Annotated in this window: 3 protein-coding genes; 1 reads left to right on the top strand and 2 read right to left on the bottom strand. The window is 64.5% G+C overall.

Annotation, left to right across the window (positions count from 1 at the left end; translation table 11 throughout):
- Positions 1 to 123 precede the first annotated feature (123 nt).
- Both ACVOMF_RS20640 and ACVOMF_RS20635 read right to left on the bottom strand, forming a co-directional pair.
- The gene (locus tag ACVOMF_RS20640; RefSeq protein ID WP_481510935.1) at positions 124 to 1,248 is read right to left on the bottom strand and encodes an NAD(P)-dependent alcohol dehydrogenase; all 1,125 of its coding nucleotides are present in this window, start codon (positions 1,246 to 1,248) and stop codon (positions 124 to 126) included.
- A 13-nt stretch (positions 1,249 to 1,261) separates the two neighbouring features.
- A complete protein-coding gene (locus tag ACVOMF_RS20635) occupies positions 1,262 to 2,725 on the bottom strand; it encodes a benzaldehyde dehydrogenase (protein WP_481510934.1) in 1,464 nt (487 codons plus the stop codon).
- Between the two features lie 237 nt (positions 2,726 to 2,962).
- Here ACVOMF_RS20635 and ACVOMF_RS20630 point away from each other — a divergent pair, with 237 nt between their 5' ends.
- Entirely contained in the window at positions 2,963 to 3,526 is a 564-nt protein-coding gene (locus ACVOMF_RS20630; RefSeq protein WP_481510936.1) for a DUF1415 domain-containing protein, read from the top strand.
- Positions 3,527 to 3,635: the final 109 nt, after the last annotated feature.

The raw sequence follows: 3,635 nt of genomic DNA, 5'->3' as shown, positions 1-3,635 counted from the left end.
TTTGTTGGTGTTCCGGGTGTGGGCGGCCCTGGGCGGCCCCCAAGACAGCTCCCCCTCGCAAACACCCCGGGCGCTAAGTGCCGCCCCACCGCGGCCAACCTTGCCCGGCGACGGTTTGTTCCATCAACCGATCTTGAGCACCGGCTTCAAGGTGATGCCCTTGAGGCTGTCTTCGGCGGCCTGGTTGATCTGTTCCAGCGGATAGAACCTGACCAGTTTGTCGAACGGGAAGCGGCCCTGCTGGTACAGCTGTACCAGCTGCGGGATGAACACCTTGGGCACACTGTCACCTTCAACGATGCCGCGGATGCTGCGGCCACCCAGCAGCAGGTTGTTGACGTCGAACGCCGCCTTGACCCCCAGCTTGGGCGCACCCACCACGCCGATCACGCCCAACCCACCCAGCGCTTCGATGCCCTGCTCCAATACCTCCGTACGACCGGTGGATTCCAGCGCGAAATCAACGCCACCAGCGGTGATGGCGCGCACCGCCTCGATCACGTCCACCTCGCGGCTGTTGATCGTATGCGTGGCACCCAGTTCCCTGGCCAGTTCCAACCGCGACGGCACCACGTCGATGGCGATGATGGTGGTGGCACCGGCCACACGTGCGGCCATCACCGCACTCAGGCCGACCGCACCCGCACCATAAGCGGCAAAGCTGCTGCCGGCGCGCACCTTGAGCGAATTGATCACCGCACCGGCGCCGGTCTGGATGCCGCAGCCCAGCGGACCCAGCAGTTCCAGCGGTGCATCGGCCGGCACCTTGATCGCGTTGTTCTCGCGGCTCAATGCATAGGTCGCAAACGAAGACTGGGCGAAGAAATGATCGTGCAGCGGCTGGCCGAGCGGGTCCTGGATGGCGGTGCTGCCATCGAGTTCGCCACCGCCGAAATTCAGGCCGAAGAAATCCTTGCAGTAGGCACCATGGCCACCGCTGCAGGGATCGCAGTGCCCGCATGCACCGTAGGTGAGCACCACATGGTCGCCCACCTTCAGATCCTTGACGCCCGGCCCCAGCGCTTCGATCACGCCCGCCCCTTCATGCCCAAGCACCGCCGGCAGCGGCACCGGGTAGTACTGGTCACGCACGATCAGGTCGGTGTGGCACAGGCCCGTCGCAACGACGCGTACCAGTACTTCGTCATCCTTGGGACCACGGATGCGCGCCTTCTCGATGGTGAACGGCTTTTCCTTCTCGCGCGCCACCGCCACGGTGATGTCACGCAGTTCTGCAGATGCACTCATGGGTTTCTCCTGTTCAGAGTGGATAGGCCGGGGCTTCGCCCTTGATGGTCAGCCATTGCCATTGGGTGAACTCTTCGATGTTGGCCGGGCCGCCGATGCTGGTGCCATTACCGGAGGCGCCAACACCGCCAAACGGATTGATGACCTCGTCATTCACGGTCTGGTCGTTGATGTGCAGGATGCCGGTATGCAGCTGCTCACCCAGTTTCAGGGCGCGGCCGACATTGCTGGAGACGATCGCCATCGACAACCCGTACTCGGTGTCGTTGGCCAGTGCCGCAGCTTCTTCATCACTGTCGAACGGCACCACCACGGCTACCGGTGCGAAGATTTCCGCGCGGAAGGCGGGATTGGTCTTGTCCACGCCGCTGAGCACGGTCGGCTCGAAGAACAGGTCCTGATAGGTGCCGCCGGTTTCCAGCGTTGCGCCGGCCGCTGCGGCCTCGGCCACCACGCGTGCGGCATGGTCGCGCTGCTGCGCGTTGATCAATGGACCAAGCGCGACATCGGCAAGCGCAGGATCACCGACGGTCAGTGATTGCGCTTTGGCGATGAGCTTTTCCAGGAACTGCGCATAGATGCCACGCTGTACCAGCACGCGGCCGGTGGCCATGCAGATCTGCCCCTGATGCAGGTAGACGCCCCAGGCGGTATTGGCGATGGCAAGATCGATATCGGCATCGTCGAGCACGATCAATGCGTTCTTGCCGCCGAGCTCCAGCGACACTTTCTTCAGGTGCCGGCCCGCTGCCTCACCAACCTTGCGTCCGGCAGCGGTGGAGCCGGTGAACTGGATCATGGCGATATTGGGATCACTGGTCAGCGCCGCACCTGCGGCACCATCGCCCGGCAGCACGTGCAGCACACCGGCCGGCAATCCGGCCAGTTCAAACAGGCGAGCGATCACGAAGCCGCCGCAGACAGCCGTGCGCGGATCAGGCTTGAGTACCACCGCATTGCCCAGCGCCAGCGCCGGTGCCACCGCGCGCATCGCCAGGTACAGGGGGAAGTTGAACGGGGAGATCACTCCGACCACACCCAGCGGCCGACGTCGCGCCAGATTCAACCGGCCCGACGCCGAAGGCAGGATCTCGCCAACGCTGCGCGAAGGCAGCGCCGCGGCCTCCTGCAGGGCCTTGGTGCTTACCTTGTTCTCGAAACCGGCCTTGAGCTTGGTCGAACCGGACTCACGCACCAGCCAGTCGATGATCTCGGCAGCGTGTTCATCGGCCAGCTGCGCGGCGCGACGCAGCACCTGCGCGCGGGTTTCATAAGGCGCATTGGCCCAGTCGCGCTGTGCCTTGGCGGCGGCTGCGGCCGAGCGCGCGATCTGCGCCGGGTCTGCCATCGCAATGCTGCCCAGCACCTTGCCGGTGGCCGGCTCGATCACATCCTGCTGGCTGCTACCGGCCTGCCATTGACCATCAAACTGCTTTCCCGCCCATAGCGCGGGGGGAAGAAACGCCTGTTCTGCCATTGCCTTTACTCCTAGCGTGGTCCGTGCCGACATTGAATACCCGCGCCCGGCAGCTGCCTATTAGCCTTCGGCAAGATCCTTGCAAGCCGCTGAAAGCATGGGAATTTCAACGATGCACGCTGTCCAGTTTGTGGACAGTGAATGCCAGCCCGATGACAACGCGACGGCAGCCAACGCCTATGCCCACTACAATCGCCTGCCCTGCCAGCCCGAGCTCCAGCCATGAACGGACCAGCCATGAACGAAGAAGCCGCCATCGATCCCATCGCCGTCACCCGCAACTGGCTGGAAAAAGCGGTGATCGGATTGAACCTGTGCCCGTTCGCCAAGGCGGTCTACGTCAAGCAGCAGGTACGCTTCGTGCTCAGCGATGCGACCACGCCGGAGGCGCTGCTGGAACAGCTGGCCGAAGAGCTGGTGCTGCTGCGCGACACCCCGGCCGAGCAGATCGACACCACGTTGATCATCCATCCGGAAGTGCTGGGAGATTTCCTGGACTACAACGACTTCCTGGAAAACGCCGATGCGGCTGTGGAAGCCCTGGATCTGCAGGGCATCCTGCAGGTGGCCAGTTTCCATCCGCAGTATCAGTTCGCCGGTGCGGCGCCAGATGATGTGAGCAACTACACCAACCGCTCGCCCTACCCCACCCTGCACCTGCTGCGCGAAGACAGCGTGGAGCGCGCGGTGGCCGCGTTCCCGGATCCGGACGTGATCGTCGAGCGCAACATCGCCACCCTGGACCAGCTGGGAGTGGAAGGCTGGCATCGTGTGTTGGCCGGCGGTGAAGGCAACGCCTGATTGATGGCCGGTAGTGCCGCGCCCAGGGCGGCATGCGGCGGGTCCTGGTGATTGGGGGGGGGCCGCGGGGCGGGGGGCCGGGTCGAGGGGGGGCGAGCGCACCAAGGCG

Source organism: Stenotrophomonas sp. STEN022, assembly GCF_056760155.1.
The sequence above is the reverse complement of the archived record's forward strand: the minus strand, read 5'-3'. Positions and strand labels throughout refer to the sequence as shown.